The 16,195-nt window shown below is 64.6% G+C and carries 13 protein-coding genes; 4 read left to right on the forward strand and 9 right to left on the reverse strand.

The genetic code is table 11. From position 1 onward, the window contains the following. Positions 1-390 precede the first annotated feature (390 nt). On the forward strand, positions 391-2,874 hold the full coding sequence (gene plsB / locus EGJ86_RS18170; RefSeq protein WP_125836067.1) for a glycerol-3-phosphate 1-O-acyltransferase PlsB: 2,484 nt from the start codon (positions 391-393) through the stop codon (positions 2,872-2,874). Between the two features lie 189 nt (positions 2,875-3,063). Continuing rightward, positions 3,064-3,777, forward strand: a complete 714-nt coding sequence (locus EGJ86_RS18175; protein WP_125836068.1) for a serine protease — start codon at positions 3,064-3,066, stop codon at positions 3,775-3,777. A gap of 318 nt (positions 3,778-4,095) precedes the next feature. Here the strand turns inward: EGJ86_RS18175 and EGJ86_RS18180 are convergent, their stop codons facing one another. From EGJ86_RS18180 to EGJ86_RS18205, 6 genes are all read right to left on the reverse strand, one after another. Then, on the reverse strand, positions 4,096-5,703 hold the full coding sequence (locus EGJ86_RS18180) for a malate:quinone oxidoreductase (RefSeq protein WP_125836069.1): 1,608 nt from the start codon (positions 5,701-5,703) through the stop codon (positions 4,096-4,098). Positions 5,704-5,999: 296 nt separating this feature from the next. Beyond that, positions 6,000-6,683, reverse strand: coding sequence for an LrgB family protein (locus tag EGJ86_RS18185; RefSeq protein ID WP_125836070.1), 684 nt, complete (start codon positions 6,681-6,683; stop codon positions 6,000-6,002). After that, complete coding sequence (locus EGJ86_RS18190) at positions 6,680-7,033, reverse strand: CidA/LrgA family protein (protein WP_003462101.1); 354 nt, start codon at positions 7,031-7,033, stop codon at positions 6,680-6,682. The genes EGJ86_RS18185 and EGJ86_RS18190 overlap by 4 nt, the downstream gene beginning before the upstream one ends. Beyond that, positions 7,030-7,548 (reverse strand): DUF934 domain-containing protein, encoded by a 519-nt coding sequence (locus tag EGJ86_RS18195; protein ID WP_125836071.1) that lies wholly within the window; start codon positions 7,546-7,548, stop codon positions 7,030-7,032. The genes EGJ86_RS18190 and EGJ86_RS18195 overlap by 4 nt, the downstream gene beginning before the upstream one ends. After that, on the reverse strand, positions 7,545-9,212 hold the full coding sequence (locus tag EGJ86_RS18200; RefSeq protein ID WP_125836072.1) for a nitrite/sulfite reductase: 1,668 nt from the start codon (positions 9,210-9,212) through the stop codon (positions 7,545-7,547). Before EGJ86_RS18200 ends, EGJ86_RS18195 begins: the two co-directional genes overlap by 4 nt. 31 nt (positions 9,213-9,243) lie before the next feature. Then, positions 9,244-9,516, reverse strand: a complete 273-nt coding sequence (locus EGJ86_RS18205; RefSeq protein ID WP_125836073.1) for a hypothetical protein — start codon at positions 9,514-9,516, stop codon at positions 9,244-9,246. Positions 9,517-9,553: 37 nt separating this feature from the next. Here EGJ86_RS18205 and ccoG point away from each other — a divergent pair, with 37 nt between their 5' ends. Both ccoG and mapR read left to right on the forward strand, forming a co-directional pair. Further along, on the forward strand, positions 9,554-10,966 hold the full coding sequence (gene ccoG, locus EGJ86_RS18210; RefSeq protein ID WP_106734943.1) for a cytochrome c oxidase accessory protein CcoG: 1,413 nt from the start codon (positions 9,554-9,556) through the stop codon (positions 10,964-10,966). Positions 10,967-11,214: 248 nt separating this feature from the next. Continuing rightward, positions 11,215-12,627, forward strand: a complete 1,413-nt coding sequence (mapR, locus tag EGJ86_RS18215) for a GntR family transcriptional regulator MpaR (RefSeq protein ID WP_125836074.1) — start codon at positions 11,215-11,217, stop codon at positions 12,625-12,627. Positions 12,628-12,728: 101 nt separating this feature from the next. Here mapR and EGJ86_RS18220 read toward each other — a convergent pair whose 3' ends face one another. From EGJ86_RS18220 to EGJ86_RS18230, 3 genes are all read right to left on the reverse strand, one after another. Next, on the reverse strand, positions 12,729-13,967 hold the full coding sequence (locus EGJ86_RS18220; protein ID WP_125836075.1) for a carbohydrate porin: 1,239 nt from the start codon (positions 13,965-13,967) through the stop codon (positions 12,729-12,731). Positions 13,968-14,139: 172 nt separating this feature from the next. After that, positions 14,140-15,306: an ABC transporter ATP-binding protein gene (locus tag EGJ86_RS18225; protein ID WP_125836076.1), complete on the reverse strand. Its 1,167-nt coding sequence runs from the start codon at positions 15,304-15,306 to the stop codon at positions 14,140-14,142. A 25-nt stretch (positions 15,307-15,331) separates the two neighbouring features. Further along, complete coding sequence (locus EGJ86_RS18230) at positions 15,332-16,159, reverse strand: carbohydrate ABC transporter permease (protein ID WP_125836077.1); 828 nt, start codon at positions 16,157-16,159, stop codon at positions 15,332-15,334. Positions 16,160-16,195 lie beyond the last annotated feature (36 nt).

Raw genomic sequence — 16,195 nt, forward strand, 5'->3', positions numbered from 1 at the left:
CCCCACCCCGCCCCGCCGGGGGCGGGCCGCCCCCCCCCCACACACCTCCACCACTTTTGGCCCCCCCCCCCCCCCCCCACCCCCCCCCCCCCCCCCCGCCGCGCCCCGCCCCCCCCCCTACCCGGTACACCAACGCAACCAGCGCCAGGAGGCGAGCCGCACCATCGGGTACGGCTGACTCGGCATTCTGATCGGGAACCCGGGACCCGCTTTACGGTTCTGTTGATCAACGGGTGCTGAGTCATTGACCGTTTTTTCGTCATACGCCGCCTGCATGCTGGCCGGGCTGACCGCCTGGACGCACGAGTTTTTTGCCCGCCAGTCGCGGCTTGCGGCACACTAGCGCCCTTCCCGAGCCACCGCTCGTTTTGCCATACAAGCAGAGTCCGTATGACCCGTTCCCCCTTCCGCCGCCTCGTCTTCGGATCGTTGCGCCGCCTGCTGTACCTCTGGGTACGCTCGGAAACCATCAACCAGTCCGCCTTCACCCTCAAGCTCGACCGCAGCAAGCCGGTGTTCTACGTGCTGCAGCAGCCCTCGGTGAGCGACCTGGCGGTGGTCGACCGCGAGTGCACCAAGGCCGGCCTGCCGCGCCCGGTACTGCCAGTGGCGGTTGGGGAACATATCGAACCCGCCGCCTTCTTCTACCTGACGCCGGAGCCGGACTGGTTCGGCCGTCAGGACAAGCGCGGCATCTCGCCGACCCTCGATCGCGTGGTCACTGCCCTCAGCCAGCATGCCGTAGACGACGCGCAGATCGTGCCAGTCAGCGTGTTCTGGGGCCAGTCGCCGGATCGCGAAACCAGCCCTTGGAAACTGCTGTTCGCAGACAGCTGGGCAGTCACCGGGCGCCTGCGCCGGCTGGTCAGCATCCTGATTCTCGGGCGCAAGACCCGCGTGCAGTTCTCCACGCCGATTCACCTGCGCGAGCTGGTCGAGCAGGACAAGGGCAAGGAGCGCACCCTGCGCATGGTGCACCGCATCCTGCGTGTGCACTTCCGCAACCAGAAGGCCGCGGTGATCGGCCCGGACGTGTCGCACCGACGCAACCTGGTCAAGGGCCTGGTGCACGACCCGATGGTGCGCCAGGCGATTGCCGAGGAAGCCGAGCGCGAGAAGATCAGCCTGGAGAAGGCTGAAGCCCAGGCGCTGCGCTACGGCAACGAGATCGCCTCGGACTACACCTACACGGTGATCCGCTTCCTCGAACTGGTACTGAGCTGGTTCTGGAACAAAATCTACGACGGCATCAAGGTGCACAACGTCGAAGGCGTGCGCGACATCGCCCAGGGCCACGAGGTGATCTACGTGCCCTGCCACCGCAGCCACATCGACTACCTGCTGCTGTCCTACCTGCTGTTCCGCAATGGCCTGACGCCGCCGCACATTGCCGCCGGCATCAACCTCAACATGCCAGTGATTGGCGGCCTGCTGCGCCGTGGCGGCGCCGTCTTCATGCGCCGCACCTTCAAGGGCAACCCGCTGTATACGGCGGTGTTCAACGAATACCTGCACACCCTGTTCAGCAAGGGTTTCCCGGTCGAGTACTTCGTCGAGGGCGGCCGTTCGCGCACCGGGCGCATGCTGCGGCCGAAGACCGGCATGCTGGCCATCACCCTACGCAGCTTCCTGCGCAGCAACCGCCTGCCCATCGTCTTCGTGCCGGTGTACATCGGCTACGAACGCGTGCTGGAAGGCCGCACCTACCTGGGCGAACTGCGTGGCGCGAGCAAGAAGAAGGAGTCGATCTTCGACCTGTTCAAGGTGCTCGGCGCGCTCAAGCAGCGCTTTGGCCAGGTCTCGGTGAACTTTGGCGAGCCGATCAAGCTGGCCGAATTCCTCGACCAGCAGCAGCCCGGTTGGCGTGAACAGGAGCTGGGCCCGCAGTACCGCCCGGCCTGGCTCAACGACACCACCAATCGCCTGGGTGAGCGCGTGGCGCGTCACCTCAACGAGGCGGCGTCGATCAACCCGGTCAACCTGGTGGCCCTGGCACTGTTGTCCACCAGCAAGCTGGCCCTGGATGACCGCGCCCTGGCCCGTGTGCTCGACCTGTACCTGGCCCTGCTGCGCGCGGTGCCCTACTCGCCGCACACCACCCTGCCTGAGGGTGACGGCGCGGCGCTGATCGAGCACGTCAAGGGCATGGACCTGCTGGCCGAGCAGAAGGATGCACTGGGCAAGATTCTCTATCTGGACGAGCAGAACGCCGTCCTGATGACCTACTACCGCAACAACGTGCTGCACATCTTCGCCCTGCCAGCGCTGCTGGCGAGCTTCTTCCAGAGCAGCGCACGGATCAGCCGCGAGCAGATCCTGCGCTACGCCGGCGCGCTGTATCCGTATCTGCAGTCCGAGCTGTTCATCCGCTGGGAGCAGAGCGAGCTGGAAGGCGTGATCGACCAGTGGCTGGCGGCGTTCGTAGAACAGGGCCTGCTCAAGGTCGAGGGCGATGTGTACGTGCGCCCGGCGCCGAGTTCGCGCCAGTTCGTGCTGCTGACGCTGCTGTCGCGCTCGGTGGCGCAGACCCTGCAGCGCTTCTACATGGCCATCGCCCTGCTGCTCAATGCCGGGCAGAACGCGATCAGCGCCGAGGAGCTGGAAGACCTGTGTACGGTCATGGCTCAGCGCCTGTCGATCCTGCATGGCCTGAACGCGCCGGAGTTCTTCGACAAGAGCCTGTTCCGCCACTTCATCCAGAGCCTGCTGGACCAGGGCGTGCTGCGCCAGGACGAAGCCGGCAAGCTCAGCCATCACCCACTGCTCAGCGAGCTGGCCGAAGGCGCCGCCAAGCGCGTGCTGCCAGCGGAGATTCGCCTGTCGATCCGCCAGGTGGCGCTGGATCGCAACGAGGACGAGCCGGCCGCGCCGTGATGTGTGTAGGGTACGCTGTGCGCACCTTCGAATCACCGTAGCCACCGGTGCGCACAGCGCACCCTACCGCCCCGCTACCGCCTCGGATGGATGTCACGTGCACTATGGCGGAGGCTCAGAACAAACAGACGAACCTGTCACGGGTTTGGCAGTCAGTGATAGACCACATACCGGCAGGAGGCCCTGGCCATGATCGACTCCCTGATGTTGAGCGCTGCACGCATCACCACCCTGGCCGCTGGGCAGATACTGACCAACGCCAGTGGTTTCTTCTTCCGCCGGGAGCAACGGCTGTTTCTCGTCACCAGCCGCCATGTCGTCCTTGACAAACCCAGCGGCCATCAGCCGGATAGTCTGCAGATCGAGCTGCATACCGACGCGAACAACCTGGCCAGCACCGTCAGCTTCTCCATCCCGCTGTATGACGGCGACCAGCACCTGTGGCGTCAGGGTATGGATGGCGCGGGCGAGATCGATGTGGCGGTGATCGAGTTGGATCAGGCCGCTCTTCCCAACGGCGGCGCCTACCAGGCCTTCACCCCGCAGCACCTGCTACAAGCCGACGAGCATGTAGAAATTGGCTCGACGCTGCTGGTGGTGGGCTTCCCGCTGGGATTTCAGGACACCCTGCACCGTATGCCGGTGGCGCGTCACGCCGGGTTAGCCTCCTCTTTCGGCCTGCGCTTTCAGGGGTTGGGCTACTTTCTCACCGACGGCCGCACCCATCGCGGCATCAGTGGCGCACCCGTGGTCAAGCGCGCCAGCGTCGATGGCGACCTGCCCTGGCATCTGCTCGGCATCCACTCGACCCGCCTGCTCGGCAATCGCGACGAGGATCAGGACGAGGCGCTGGGCCTGAACTGCACCTGGTATGCCGATATTCTGATGACGCTGACGGAGTGATCAGCCTGCCCATCGCCCGGACGTAAACCGAGCAATCACCCTCTACCCAGTCGCGGCTAAAGCCCCTCCCACAGGCACGGCGGATCTGTGGGGGGGCTTCAGCCGCGATAGCTTTTCTGACGTTCGACCGGCCTCGGACTTCACCCGGGCTACGAAGCATGGATGGAACATCGCGGCTGAAGCCGCTCCTACGGTACGGGTGAATACCTGTAGGAGCGGCTTCAGCCGCGAAAGATTCAGCTCACGAATATCAGCGACCCAAGAAAAAACCCGCTCTGCGCATCACGCAGGGCGGGTGCTTCTACAGCGGTTAAAGCCTTACAGCGTCACGGGCGTCGGCTCGGGCTCGACAGCCATTTCCACGTCCGGCGCCACTTCGATGTGCTGCAACTCGAGACGCTCGCTGCTCCACTGACGAATACGGTTGGTCAGCGCCAGGTCGTCGTTCAGCTTCTGCCCGTAGGACGGGATGATCTCCTTCAGGCGCGCTTGCCACTCAGGAGTGGCGACCTTGTCAGCGAAGGCTTTCTCGATCAGTTGCAGCATGATCGGCGCGGCAGTGGAGGCACCCGGCGAGGCGCCCAGCAGCGCGCTGATGCTGCCGTCGGCAGCGGTCACCACTTCGGTACCGAACTGCAGTACGCCGCCCTTCTCGGCATCCTTCTTGATGATCTGCACGCGCTGGCCGGCGGTGAGCAGCTCCCAGTCGGCGTCCTGCGCCTCCGGGAAGTACTCACGCAGCGACGCCATGCGGTCTTCCTGGCTGAGCATCAGCTGGCCCATCAGGTAGGTGCTCAGCGACCAGTTGTCCATGCCGGCATTGACCATCGGCATGAAGTTGTCGGTGGTCATGCTGCTGAACATGTCGAGCAGCGAGCCATTCTTGAGGAACTTGGTGGAGAAGGTGGCGAACGGGCCGAACAGCAGCACGTTCTCGCCGTCGATCACGCGGGTATCCAGGTGCGGCACGGACATGGGCGGCGAGCCGACCGAAGCCTTGCCGTAGACCTTGGCCAGGTGCTGGGCAACCACCTCCTGGTTACGCGTCATCAGGAACTGGCCGCCGACCGGGAAGCCGGCGTAGCCCTTGGCTTCTTCGATGCCGGACTTCTGCAGCAGCTTGAGCGCGCCACCACCGGCGCCGATGAACACGAAGCGTGCATTGATGCTCTGCTCGGCGCCGCCCTTGGCCAGGTCGGCCACGGTCACGCGCCAGGTGCCGTCATCGTTGCGCTGCAGGTCGCGAACTTCGTGTTCCAGGTGCAGGCTGGCCTGCTCCTTGCCAATCAGCGAGTCGATCAGCTGACGGGTGATCTCGCCGAAGTTGACGTCGGTACCGATGGCCATGCGGGTGGCGGCAACCTTCTGCTGCGGATCACGACCCTGCATGATCAGCGGCACCCACTGAGCGATCTGCGCGTGGTCCTCGGTGAACTCCATGCCGCGGAACAGGTTGCTGTGCTGCAGGGCGGCGTGGCGCTTGCGCAGGTACTCGACGTTGTCGTCGCCCCAGACGAAGCTCATGTGCGGAGTGATGTTGATGAAGCTCTTGGGCTTGCTCAGCACGTCGCGCTCGATCTGGGTGGCCCAGAACTGCTTGGAGATCTCGAACGATTCGTTGATCGCGATGGCCTTGCTGATATCGATGCCACCGTCGGCGGTTTCCGGGGTGTAGTTCAGCTCGCAGAAAGCCGAGTGGCCGGTGCCGGCGTTGTTCCAGCCATTTGAGCTTTCAGCGGCTACCTTGTCGAGGCGCTCGTAGATTTCGATGCTCCAGTCCGGCTGCAGCTCGTGGAGGTAGGTGCCGAGGGTGGCGCTCATCACGCCAGCGCCGATCAGCAGCACGTCGACGGTTTTCTCGGGCTCGCGGGGCTTGGAGCAACCGATCACGCTGAGACAAAGCAGCGTCAGCAGGATTTTTTTCATGGGACAGTCCTATTCGTCGCACGACGGCAAGGGCCGTGCAGGCAAGGTTTCGGGCAGCGGCCGTTTGGGCCGCACATGAGCGATAGCCGCAGATCTGCGACAGGGCAAAAGGAAGGGGGTTCCAGGCCTCTTGGCGGGCGTATTCCGATCGCGCCGCGTGCTAGAGCAATATGCGTGCCGCTGAATGGATTCAGCAGGTCGAATGCGGCTTTCTGCCACACAGCAGGCTCGATGCTGGCGGGAACTCGCCAGCACCCCGTGAAGAGCCCTTTGGAAATGGCGGAATCCCGCCCGATTCAGGCCAGCAGCAGCGGCAGCAGCAAGGCAGTGCCGATGCCCAGCAGGCTCATCGCCAGGGCGGCGAAGGCGCCGCACTCCTCCCCTTCCTGCAAGGCATGGGCGGTGCCAATGGCATGGGCGTTGATGCCATAGCTCAGGCCACGCGCCGCCGGGTGGTCGACGCCCGCCCAACGCAGTAGCAGCGGCCCCATGGCCGTACCGATCACACCGGTGAGCATGACCATCACCGCCGCCAGCGACGCCACGCCGCCAATCTGCTCGGCCACCGGCATGGCAATCGGCATGGTCGCGAATTTCGGCGCCAGGCTCATCACCACGCTCCAGTCGGCCCCCAGCGCCCAGCCGATGGCCAGGGTCAACGCCACCGACAGCACGCCGCCGGCCGTAAGGGTGATCAGCACCGGCCAGAACAACTGGCGGATGCGCTTGATGTTGTGCTGCAGCGGCACCGCCAGGGCCACGGTGGCCGGCCCCAGCAGCCAGGCAACGGGCTCGGCGCCAGCGCGGTAGGTGGCATAGTCCACCCCGCACAGCAGCAAGGTGGTTACGATCAGTGTGACCGACACCAGAACCGGCTGCAGCAGCAGCCAGCCACTGCGGCGATGGAGCCAGGCGGCGATCAGAAAGGCGGCCAGCGTCAGGGCGATGGCGAACAGCGGGTGATGAGTCAGCAATGTCATCCCTTGCGCTCCTGACGGCGGATCAGCGTCTGCAACAGCCAGCCACAGAACGGCACGGTCACCAGCAGCGACAGCACCAACGCGGTGACAATCACCGGCAGCTCACCGAGCAGCAGATCGCTGCTGGTCATGATCCCAGAGGCCGGTACGGCCAGCAGCAGCGGCAGATACGGCAGTAAACCACCGGCGGCCTGCTGCAGCGGCTCGGGCACGGCGCCGCGCCACATCAGCCAGACCGAGAGCAGCAGCAGGCCGATGATCGAGGCCGGCAGCATCGGCAACAGCCAGTGATTGAGCGCCACGCCGAACAATTGCAGCAATACCAGCCAGAACAGGCCACGCACCATCATGATCTCGACTCCTCCTTCTGGCGCCCCCGACGAAACAGCGGACGCGGCTCGATAACCGAGCGACCATACAACACACTGAGCCCTTGCAGGCCCTTGAGTGCATCTTCCAGCGATTTGTCGGCGCGCACGGCGAAGGCATCGAAGCCGCACTGGCGCATGTGCGCCAGTTGGTCGCGCAGCACATCGCCCACCGCGCGCAACTCGCCGCGCCAGCCCAGTCGGGTACGTAGCAGGTAGGCCTGGCTGTAGCCACGGCCATCGCGGAAGCTGGGGAAGTCGATGGCGATCAGCGGCAGGCTGAAAAGAAACGGCTGCAGCGCCTCCGGCTCGTCATCCACCTGCAGCAGCAAGCCATCGTCGCTCATCGCCCTACCCTCCAGCACCTCCACAGACTGCCGCTCACGCCAGGCCGTCAGCGGCAGGATCAATGGCGCGTCAGCCTCCACATCGAGCTGCCAGGGATCGTCGTCGACGATGCAGGCCTGGCCCTCGACCAGGCGAATCAGGTTGTTCATGCCACCTCCTCGCGGCTGTAAACGCTCGCCTTGAATGGCTCCAGGCCGATGCGCTGGAAGGTGTCGAGAAAGCCTTCGTTGACCTGCCGCTGATCGACATAGGTGCGCACGATGCGCTCGATCACTTCGGGCACCTGCTCGGCAGCGAACGACGGGCCGATCACCTTGCCCAGCGCCGCCTGCTGGCCCTGGCTACCACCGAGGGTGAGCTGGTACCACTCGCTCCCGTTCTTGTCGACGCCGAGGATGCCGATGTTGCCGATATGGTGATGGCCGCAGGCGTTCATGCAGCCGGAGATGTTCAGGCTCAGCTCGCCCAGATCATGCAGGTAGTCGAGATCGTCGAAACGCTGCTGGATGGCCTGGGCAATGGGGATCGACTTGGCGTTGGCCAGCGAGCAGAAATCACCACCGGGGCAGGCGATGATGTCGGTGAGCAACCCGGCGTTGGCCGTGCCCAGCCCGGCCGCTTCGGCCTCCCGCCATAGCGCGTAGAGGTCGGCCTTGCGTACATCGGGCAGCACCAGATTCTGTTCGTGGGCGACGCGAATCTCGCCGAAGCCGTAGCGCTCGCTCCAGTCGGCCACGGCCTCCATCTGCTCGGCCGTGACGTCGCCGGGCGGAGCGCTGATGCCGGGCTTGGTCGACAGCACCACGCTGAGGTAACCGGGCACCTGGTGTGCCATGACATTGCGCGAAACCCAACGGGCGAAGGCCTCGTCGCGCGCCAGGTGGGTGCCGAAGTCGAGGTCGAGGGCGTCCTGCGGCACGTAGTCCGGCTTGTGGAAGGAGGCCGCGACGCGCTGGTACTCGTCCTCGGTCAGTTGCGCCGGGCCGTCCTTGATCGGCTGCCACTCGCGCTCCACCTCATTAGCGAAGGCCTCGATGCCAAGGGCCTTGACCAGGATCTTGATCCGCGCCTTGTACTTGTTGTCGCGTCGGCCGTGGCGGTTGTACACGCGCAGGATGGCCTCGACGTAGGACAGGCAGTCCTGCCAGTGCAGACCCTCGCGCAGGGTCTGGGCGATGATCGGCGTACGCCCGAGGCCGCCGCCGACCAGCACACGCAGACGCAGCTCGTTGGCCTGGTCGCGATACAGCTGCAGGCCGATGTCATGCACCTGAACGGCTGCGCGGTCCTGCTCAGCCGCGCACAGGGCGATCTTGAACTTGCGCGGCAAGAAGAGGAATTCCGGATTGACCGTCGACCACTGACGGAGGATCTCGGCCAGTGGCCGTGGGTCGAGGTACTCGTCGGCAGCGACGCCGGCGAAAGCCTCGGTAGTGACGTTGCGCACGCAGTTGCCGGAAGTCTGGATGGCATGCATGTCGTGATCGGCCAGCCAGTCGAGGATGTCCGGCACACGTTCCAGCTCGATCCAGTTGAACTGGATGTTCTGCCGCGTGGTGAAGTGGCCGTAACCGCGGTCATACTCGCGGGCGATATGCGCCAGCGCACGCATCTGCTTGGCCGACAGGGTGCCGTAAGGGATGGCCACGCGCAGCATGTAGGCATGCTTTTGCAGGTACAGGCCGTTCTGCAGGCGCAGCGGCAGAAACTCCTCCTCGCTCAGTTCATCGGCCAGGCGCCGCTGTACCTGGTCGCGGAACTGGGCGACGCGCTCGCGCACCAGCGCGCGGTCATAATCGTCGTATTGGTACATGCAGGTAGGCCTCCTGATCACGGGGCGTCGACTATGCCTGCCAGGCGTGCACCGAAAACAGCGCCAGAAAAGCCTTAAAAAAGCGGATCAGATAGACACGACAGTGACCAGCGCAGGTCACTGATTGGCGCGGCGCGATGTCGCAGGGCGTACGCTGCATAGCCAGACGGCAAAGCTCCAGACGCCAGAAATGGCAGGGCCTGGCGACCTTTCTGACATTTCTCCCTACGTCCAACGCGGTCATCTGATCCGCTTTTTTATCGAAAACCTGAGTCTGTTTTGCGATCAGTTGCCCCCGGATCATGGCGCCAGCCTGATAAACGCCTGATGAGGGCAACTAAATGACCGATCTGATCCCCGTGCGCAGCGTCGAGACCATCGACCCGAGCAAACCCATCCGCCTGACACCGGCCCAGGCCGGCGGACCGATCCATACGCGCAGCTTCACCGGACGCTTTCGCAACCTGCGTCTGCTCGGTGCCGGCCTGCTGTTCCTGCTGTTCTTCGGCACCGCCTGGATCGATTGGCACGGCCGCCAGGCCGTGCTCTGGGATCTGGATAACCGCCAGTTCCATATCTTCGGCGCGACCTTCTGGCCCCAGGATTTCATCCTGCTCTCGGCGATCCTGATCATCGCCGCCTTTGGCCTGTTCTTCATCACCGTGCTGGCTGGCCGCGTCTGGTGTGGCTACGCCTGCCCGCAGAGCGTGTGGACATGGGTCTTCATGCGCGTGGAGCAGATCACCGAGGGCGACCGCGGCCAGCGCATCAAGCTCGACGCCGCGCCCTGGTCGCTGCAGAAACTGGCCCGGCGCAGCGCCAAGCACGGCCTGTGGCTCGCGGTCAGCCTAGTCACTGCCCTGGCGTTCGTCGGCTACTTCACTCCGGTGCGCCAACTGACGCTTGACCTGGCGACCCTCGAAGTCGGTGCCACCACGGCGTTCTGGGTACTGTTCTTCACGGCTGCCACCTATATCAACGCCGGCTGGCTGCGCGAAAAGGTATGCCGCGACATGTGCCCCTACTCGCGCTTCCAGAGCGTGATGTTCGACAGCGATACGCTGGTCATCTCTTACGACGCCGCCCGCGGCGAGAACCGTGGCCCGCGCCGCAAGGACGCCGACTACAAGGCCGAAGGCCTGGGCGATTGCATCGACTGCACGATGTGCGTGCAGGTCTGCCCCACCGGCATCGACATCCGCGACGGCCTGCAACTGGAGTGCATCGGCTGCGGCGCCTGCGTCGATGCCTGCGACAGCATCATGGACAAGCTCGGCTATGACCGTGGCCTGGTGCGCTACAGCTCGGAGAACGAGCTGGCCGGCGGCAAGACCCACTGGTTGCGCCCTCGCCTGATCGGCTACGCGGCGATGCTGGCAGTGATGATCGGCGCCTTCGTCTGGGCGCTGGCCGAACGCCCGCTGATCTCGCTGGACGTGACCCGCGACCGTGGCCTGTTCCGCGAGAACGCTCTGGGCCAGATCGAGAACATCTACAGCCTGAAGATCATCAACAAGACCCAGCAGCCGCGCAGCTATGCCATCAGTCTGGTCGAGCCCGGCGACTTCGAGCTGCATGGCCCGAGCACGCTGAACCTGGCGCCGGGGGAGATTCGCGACCTGCCGGTAAGCGTCGCGCTGACGGCCTCGCACAACGCTGCTGGGCCGCAGACCTTGCGTTTCGAAGTGCGCGACAAGGCCGATTCGCAGAGCCATGTGAGCACCAAGAGCACCTTCTTGGCACCGCTGCGCTAGCGCTTCGCCCCGCGGCGGGGCTCCTACAGATATCCGTGTAGGAGCCGCGCCCCGCGGCGAATGGGCATGTAGCGTAGCCCGAACCTGTGGGAGCGGCTTCAGCCGCGAAACCGCTGCGCCGCATTCATCGCGGATATATCCGCTCCTACATCCGATGTATGCCCTCCCACTCACGAGGCACTGCCATGTCTGCCGCTCACCCCGTAAAGTGTTCGCCCGTACCCTTTGCGGCGGTGAACCAGGACAGGATGAAACGCTACGAAAAATTTGCCGACGAGATCGCCGAGCTGATCCGTACCGGCGTGCTCGGCCCCGGTGAGAAAGTGCCCTCGGTGCGCCATGCCAGCCGCACCTACGGCGTCAGCCCGTCCACCGTGTTCCAGGCCTACTACCTGCTGGAGGATCGTGGCCTGATCCAGGCGCGCGCCCGCTCCGGTTACTTCGTCCGCGAACACGCCAAACGCCCGCTGCACGAACCGGAACTGACCGCCCACGCGGCGCAGACCACCGAGGTCGACGTCAGCGAGCTGGTGTTCTCCGTGCTCGCCTCGCTGAAGGACCCGCACACCGTGCCCTTCGGCTCGGCCTTCCCCAGCCCCGACCTGTTCCCCCTGCCGCGTCTGGCCAAGAGCATGGCGCACGCGCTGCGCATGCTATCGCCACACGAGATCATCGCCGACATGACCGCCGGCAACGCCGACCTGCGCCGGCAGATCGCCCTGCGCTACATGGTCAGCGGCGTGATGCTGCCGATGGAGGAGCTGGTGATCAGCAACGGCGCCATGGAGGCGCTCAACCTCTGCCTGCAGTGCGTGACCCAACCGGGCGACCTGGTGGCCATCGAGTCCCCCACCTTCTACGCCTGCCTGCAGGTGCTGGAGCGCCTGCAGCTCAAGGCCGTGGAAATCCCCGTGCACCCGCGCGAGGGCATCGACCTGGGCGCCCTGTCCGATAGCCTCAAGCAACTGCCGATCAAGGCCTGCTGGTTCATGAGCAGCCTGCAGAACCCGCTCGGCGCCAGCATGAGCGAGACCAAGAAGCAGGCGCTGTATGAGTTGCTGGTCGAGCATCAGGTGCCGTTGATCGAGGACGACGTGTACGCCGAGCTGTACTTCGGCAGCCACCCGCCCAAACCGGTGAAGAGCTTTGACCGCGAAGGGCTGGTGATGCATTGCAGCTCCTTCTCCAAGAGTCTGGCGCCGGGTTATCGCATCGGCTGGGTGGCCGGCGGGCGCTATGCCGAACAGATCGCCCGGCTCAAGCTGATGACCACCATCTCGCCCTCGGTGCCAGCCCAGGCGGCGCTGGCCGACTACCTGCAGCACGGCGGCTACGACCGTCACCTGCGCAAGCTGCGCCACGCGCTGGAAATGCAACAGAGCGCCATGCTCGCCTCCGCCGCCCGACACTTTCCCGCCAGCACGCGGGTCACAAGGCCTTCGGGTGGCTACTTCCTCTGGTTCGAATTCCCCGAGCGTCTGGACTCGCTGCAACTGCTGCGCCTGGCGCTGGCCCAGGGAATCAGCCTGGCGCCGGGGCCGATCTTCTCCGCCAGCCAGGGCTTTCGCCACTGCGCACGGCTCAACTACGGCCACCCCTGGAGCCCGCGCAGCGAACAGGCCATGGAAGTGCTCGGGCGCCTGGTGGCGGGGTTGCTCTGACGCCTGGTGCGCACAGCGCACCCTACGGATGACCTGCGCCACCTACGTAGGGTACGCCATGCGCACCGACTGATTTAAAGCGGGCACATCCTAGTAGCGCTCTACTTCCACCAGTACTCCACCTGCACGCCGAAGTTGGAGCCGTTACGTGCGCTGCCGAAGGCGCCGTTCTCGGACAACGCCGAGCCATCGGCCAACAGGTTGGCGGCCTGCTGCGCGGCGCGGTTCCAGCTGGCGTAGGTGTAGTACAGGCGAATTTCCGGGCGTTCCCAGAAACCGGGGCCGGATGGTGACCAGGTCGGCGCGATGGTGAACTTGGTCAGCTTGCGCGTACCGCCAGGCGCCTCGACCTGATCGCGACCGATCTCGCCGACCAGCTTGAACTGCTCGGTGAAGGCATAGCTGGTACGGCCACCGACGGACAGCCAGTTCTGATTGGCGCCGTCCGGGCGCTTGTCACGCTGATAAACCAGCTGCACCTGACCGCCAAGACGCGGGGTCATCTGGAAGTCGAAGAACTCCACCAGACGCCAGCTGCTACTGCTGCTGTCGAGGGTCGGATCACCGGTGTAGCCCAGAGCTGTGCCCGGCCCGCGACCGTATTGAAGGGCAACGGTGTTGACCCCGCCGAGGAACTCCTGCTGCTTGTGCTGCGCGGTCACCGCCCAGCCACTGTGACTGTCGGTGCTGTCCGGTTTGTCGATGTAGCTGACGCCCACTTCCAGCTCGCCGCCGGGGTTGACCTGGAAGCCGCCAACGTTGAAATCGTGGCGGTTGATATAGGGCTCCTGGTCGTAGTTGTCCTTACGCGAAAACACGTAGCTGTACTTGAGGTCGCCGATCTTCATCTCGTCGATACCGAAACCGGTGGCGCTCTGGTTCCAGTAGTAGAAGTCGGAGATATGGATGTCGTTACGTTTGTAGAAACGCCGCCCGGCCCACAGCGAACCACCGTTCAGCGCCGGCATGTTGCTCCACTCCGCGTACATCTGGTTCATCCGCGCGGAGCCATAGTCACCAGTGAACTTCGGTGTGTGGCCGTACTGGTTGTAGAGCTGGGCCATGCCCTCGACGCTGATCACCGAGCCGTCGTCCAGGCGAAACAGGTCCTGACGCAAATCCAGCTCGATGTACTGCTCGCACTCGTTACCCAGGCGGTACTTCGATTGCGCCCCCGGTAACTGGAAGCACTGCTGCGTGCCGCCGGTGTCCGCGCCACCGATACCGCTGCGCACGTAGCCAGTGAACTCGACGGCCTGCACCTGCGGGGTGGCCAAAGCCAGTGCCAGCAAGCAGGGCGCGCCGAGCGAACAGGTGAGGGTTTGCTGTGTGGTCTTCATCGTTGCTCCTGATTGTTTTTATTGAGCGATGCTGCGGAATAGCCGCCGCAGCGACGGTTTTTCGTTTCCCTGGTGCGCACGGCACCTACTACGTGACTGGGTGCGTCGCGTAGCGCGGATGCAATGCGGAAGGTTGTTTCGGCAGAGCCCGGATTTCACCCGGGCTACACGGCTAACCGCGCTTCAATTGCGCCACCTTGTTGTCAGTGGCCTGGCGCTTTTTTGCCAGCAGGCGCTCGCCGCTCTGGGCATCGAACAGCAACACCCGGCTCGGCTCGAAACGCAGCGACAGCGTGCTACCCACCTGCGGCGTCATGTCCGGCGCCAGGCGGCAGCAGACCTTGGTCTGGTTGAGGTTGACGAACACCAGGGTGTCCGGTCCGGTGGGCTCGGTGACCTCCACTTCGGCGCAGATACTCGGTGCCTCAGCACCATCGTCGGCAGCCAACTGGACCTGCTCGGGACGAATACCGAGGATCAGGTCGCGGTTCTCCATGCCTGCCTCCAGCTCGCCCAACGGCAGTTCGCAGCGCGCCTGCCCGGCGCCGCCGAGCGACGCGCTGAGCACGGCCCAGCACTGACCATCGCGACGCTGCAGGCGCACGGGGATGAAGTTCATCGGCGGCGAACCGATGAAACTGGCGACGAACAGGTTGGCCGGGTCGTTGTAGATCTGCTGTGGCGTACCGAACTGCTGGATGATGCCGTCCTTCATCACCGCCACCTTGTCGCCCAGGGTCATGGCTTCGATCTGGTCGTGTGTGACGTACACCGTGGTGGTCTTCAGGCGCTGGTGCATCAGCTTGATTTCGGTACGCATCTCCACGCGCAGCTTGGCGTCGAGGTTCGACAGTGGCTCGTCGAACAGGTAGATCTTCGGTCGCCGCGCCAGCGCCCGGCCCATGGCCACGCGCTGCTGCTGGCCGCCGGACAGTTGGCCGGGCTTGCGCTGCAACAGGTGCTCGATCTGCAGCAGCTTGGCCACCCGCGCCGCTTCTTCGTCGATGTCAGCCGGGGCCATCTTGCGCATCTTCAGGCCGAAGGCGATGTTGTCGCGCACGTTCATGGTTGGGTACAGCGCGTAGGACTGGAACACCATGGCGATGTCGCGATCCTTGGGGCTCATGCCGCTGATGTCGGCGCCGTCCACCAGGATCGCGCCGCCGCTGATGCTTTCCAGCCCGGCGATGCAGTTCATCAGGGTGGATTTACCGCAGCCGGACGGGCCGACCAGGATCAGGAACTCGCCGGAATCGATCGACAGTTCGATGTTCTTCAGCGTGTCGGCCAGGCCGCTGCCGTAGGACTTGTTGACGTTGCGCAGTTCGAGGGTAGCCATGTTGCGTTCTCCAATCTCTGAGGCGTCAGCCTTTCACCGCGCCGGCCGTCAGGCCGCGCAGGAAGTACTTTCCAGCCACGATGTAGACCAGCAGGGTCGGTAGCCCGGCGATCATCGCGGCGGCCATGTCGACGTTGTATTCCTTGGCGCCGGTGCTGGTGTTGACCAGGTTGTTCAGCGCCACGGTGATCGGTTGCGAGTCGCCACTGGCGAACACCACGCCGAAGAGGAAGTCGTTCCAGATCTGGGTGAACTGCCAGATCAGGCAGACCATGATGATCGGCACCGACATGGGCAGCAGAATCCGCCCGAAGATGGTGAAGAACCCGGCGCCATCGAGCCGTGCCGCGCGCACCAGGGCATCGGGCACGGTGACGTAGTAATTGCGGAAGAACAGCGTGGTGAAGGCGATGCCGTAGACCACATGCACCAGCACCAGGCCGGCCGTGGTATTGGCCAGGCCCAGCTTGCCGAGGGTGAACGAAGCCGGCAGCAGCACGGTCTGGAATGGCAGGAAGCAGCCGAACAGCAGCAGGCCGAAGAACAGCTGCGAACCACGAAAGCGCCACATCGACAGCACGTAGCCGTTCAACGCCCCGACGGCGGTGGAAATCAGCACGGCGGGAATGGCGATCTTCACCGAATTCCAGAAGTAGCCGTCGACCACGCTCCAGGCCTTGACCCAACCGATCAGGGTGACGGTATCGGGCCAGGACAGCAGGTTGCCGGTGCGAATGTCCTCGGGCGTCTTGATGCTGGTCAGCAGCATCACCACCAGCGGCACCAGGTACAGCGCGGCGGCAAACAGCAGGGTGGCGTGGATGGCCAGGCGGCTCGGGCTGATCGCCCTCATTCGGCGCTTCGCGCCACCGTCTCCCGAAGGCAGAAG

It is taken from the genome of Pseudomonas sp. o96-267 (genome assembly GCF_003935465.1).
GTDB lineage: Bacteria > Pseudomonadota > Gammaproteobacteria > Pseudomonadales > Pseudomonadaceae > Aquipseudomonas > Aquipseudomonas sediminis.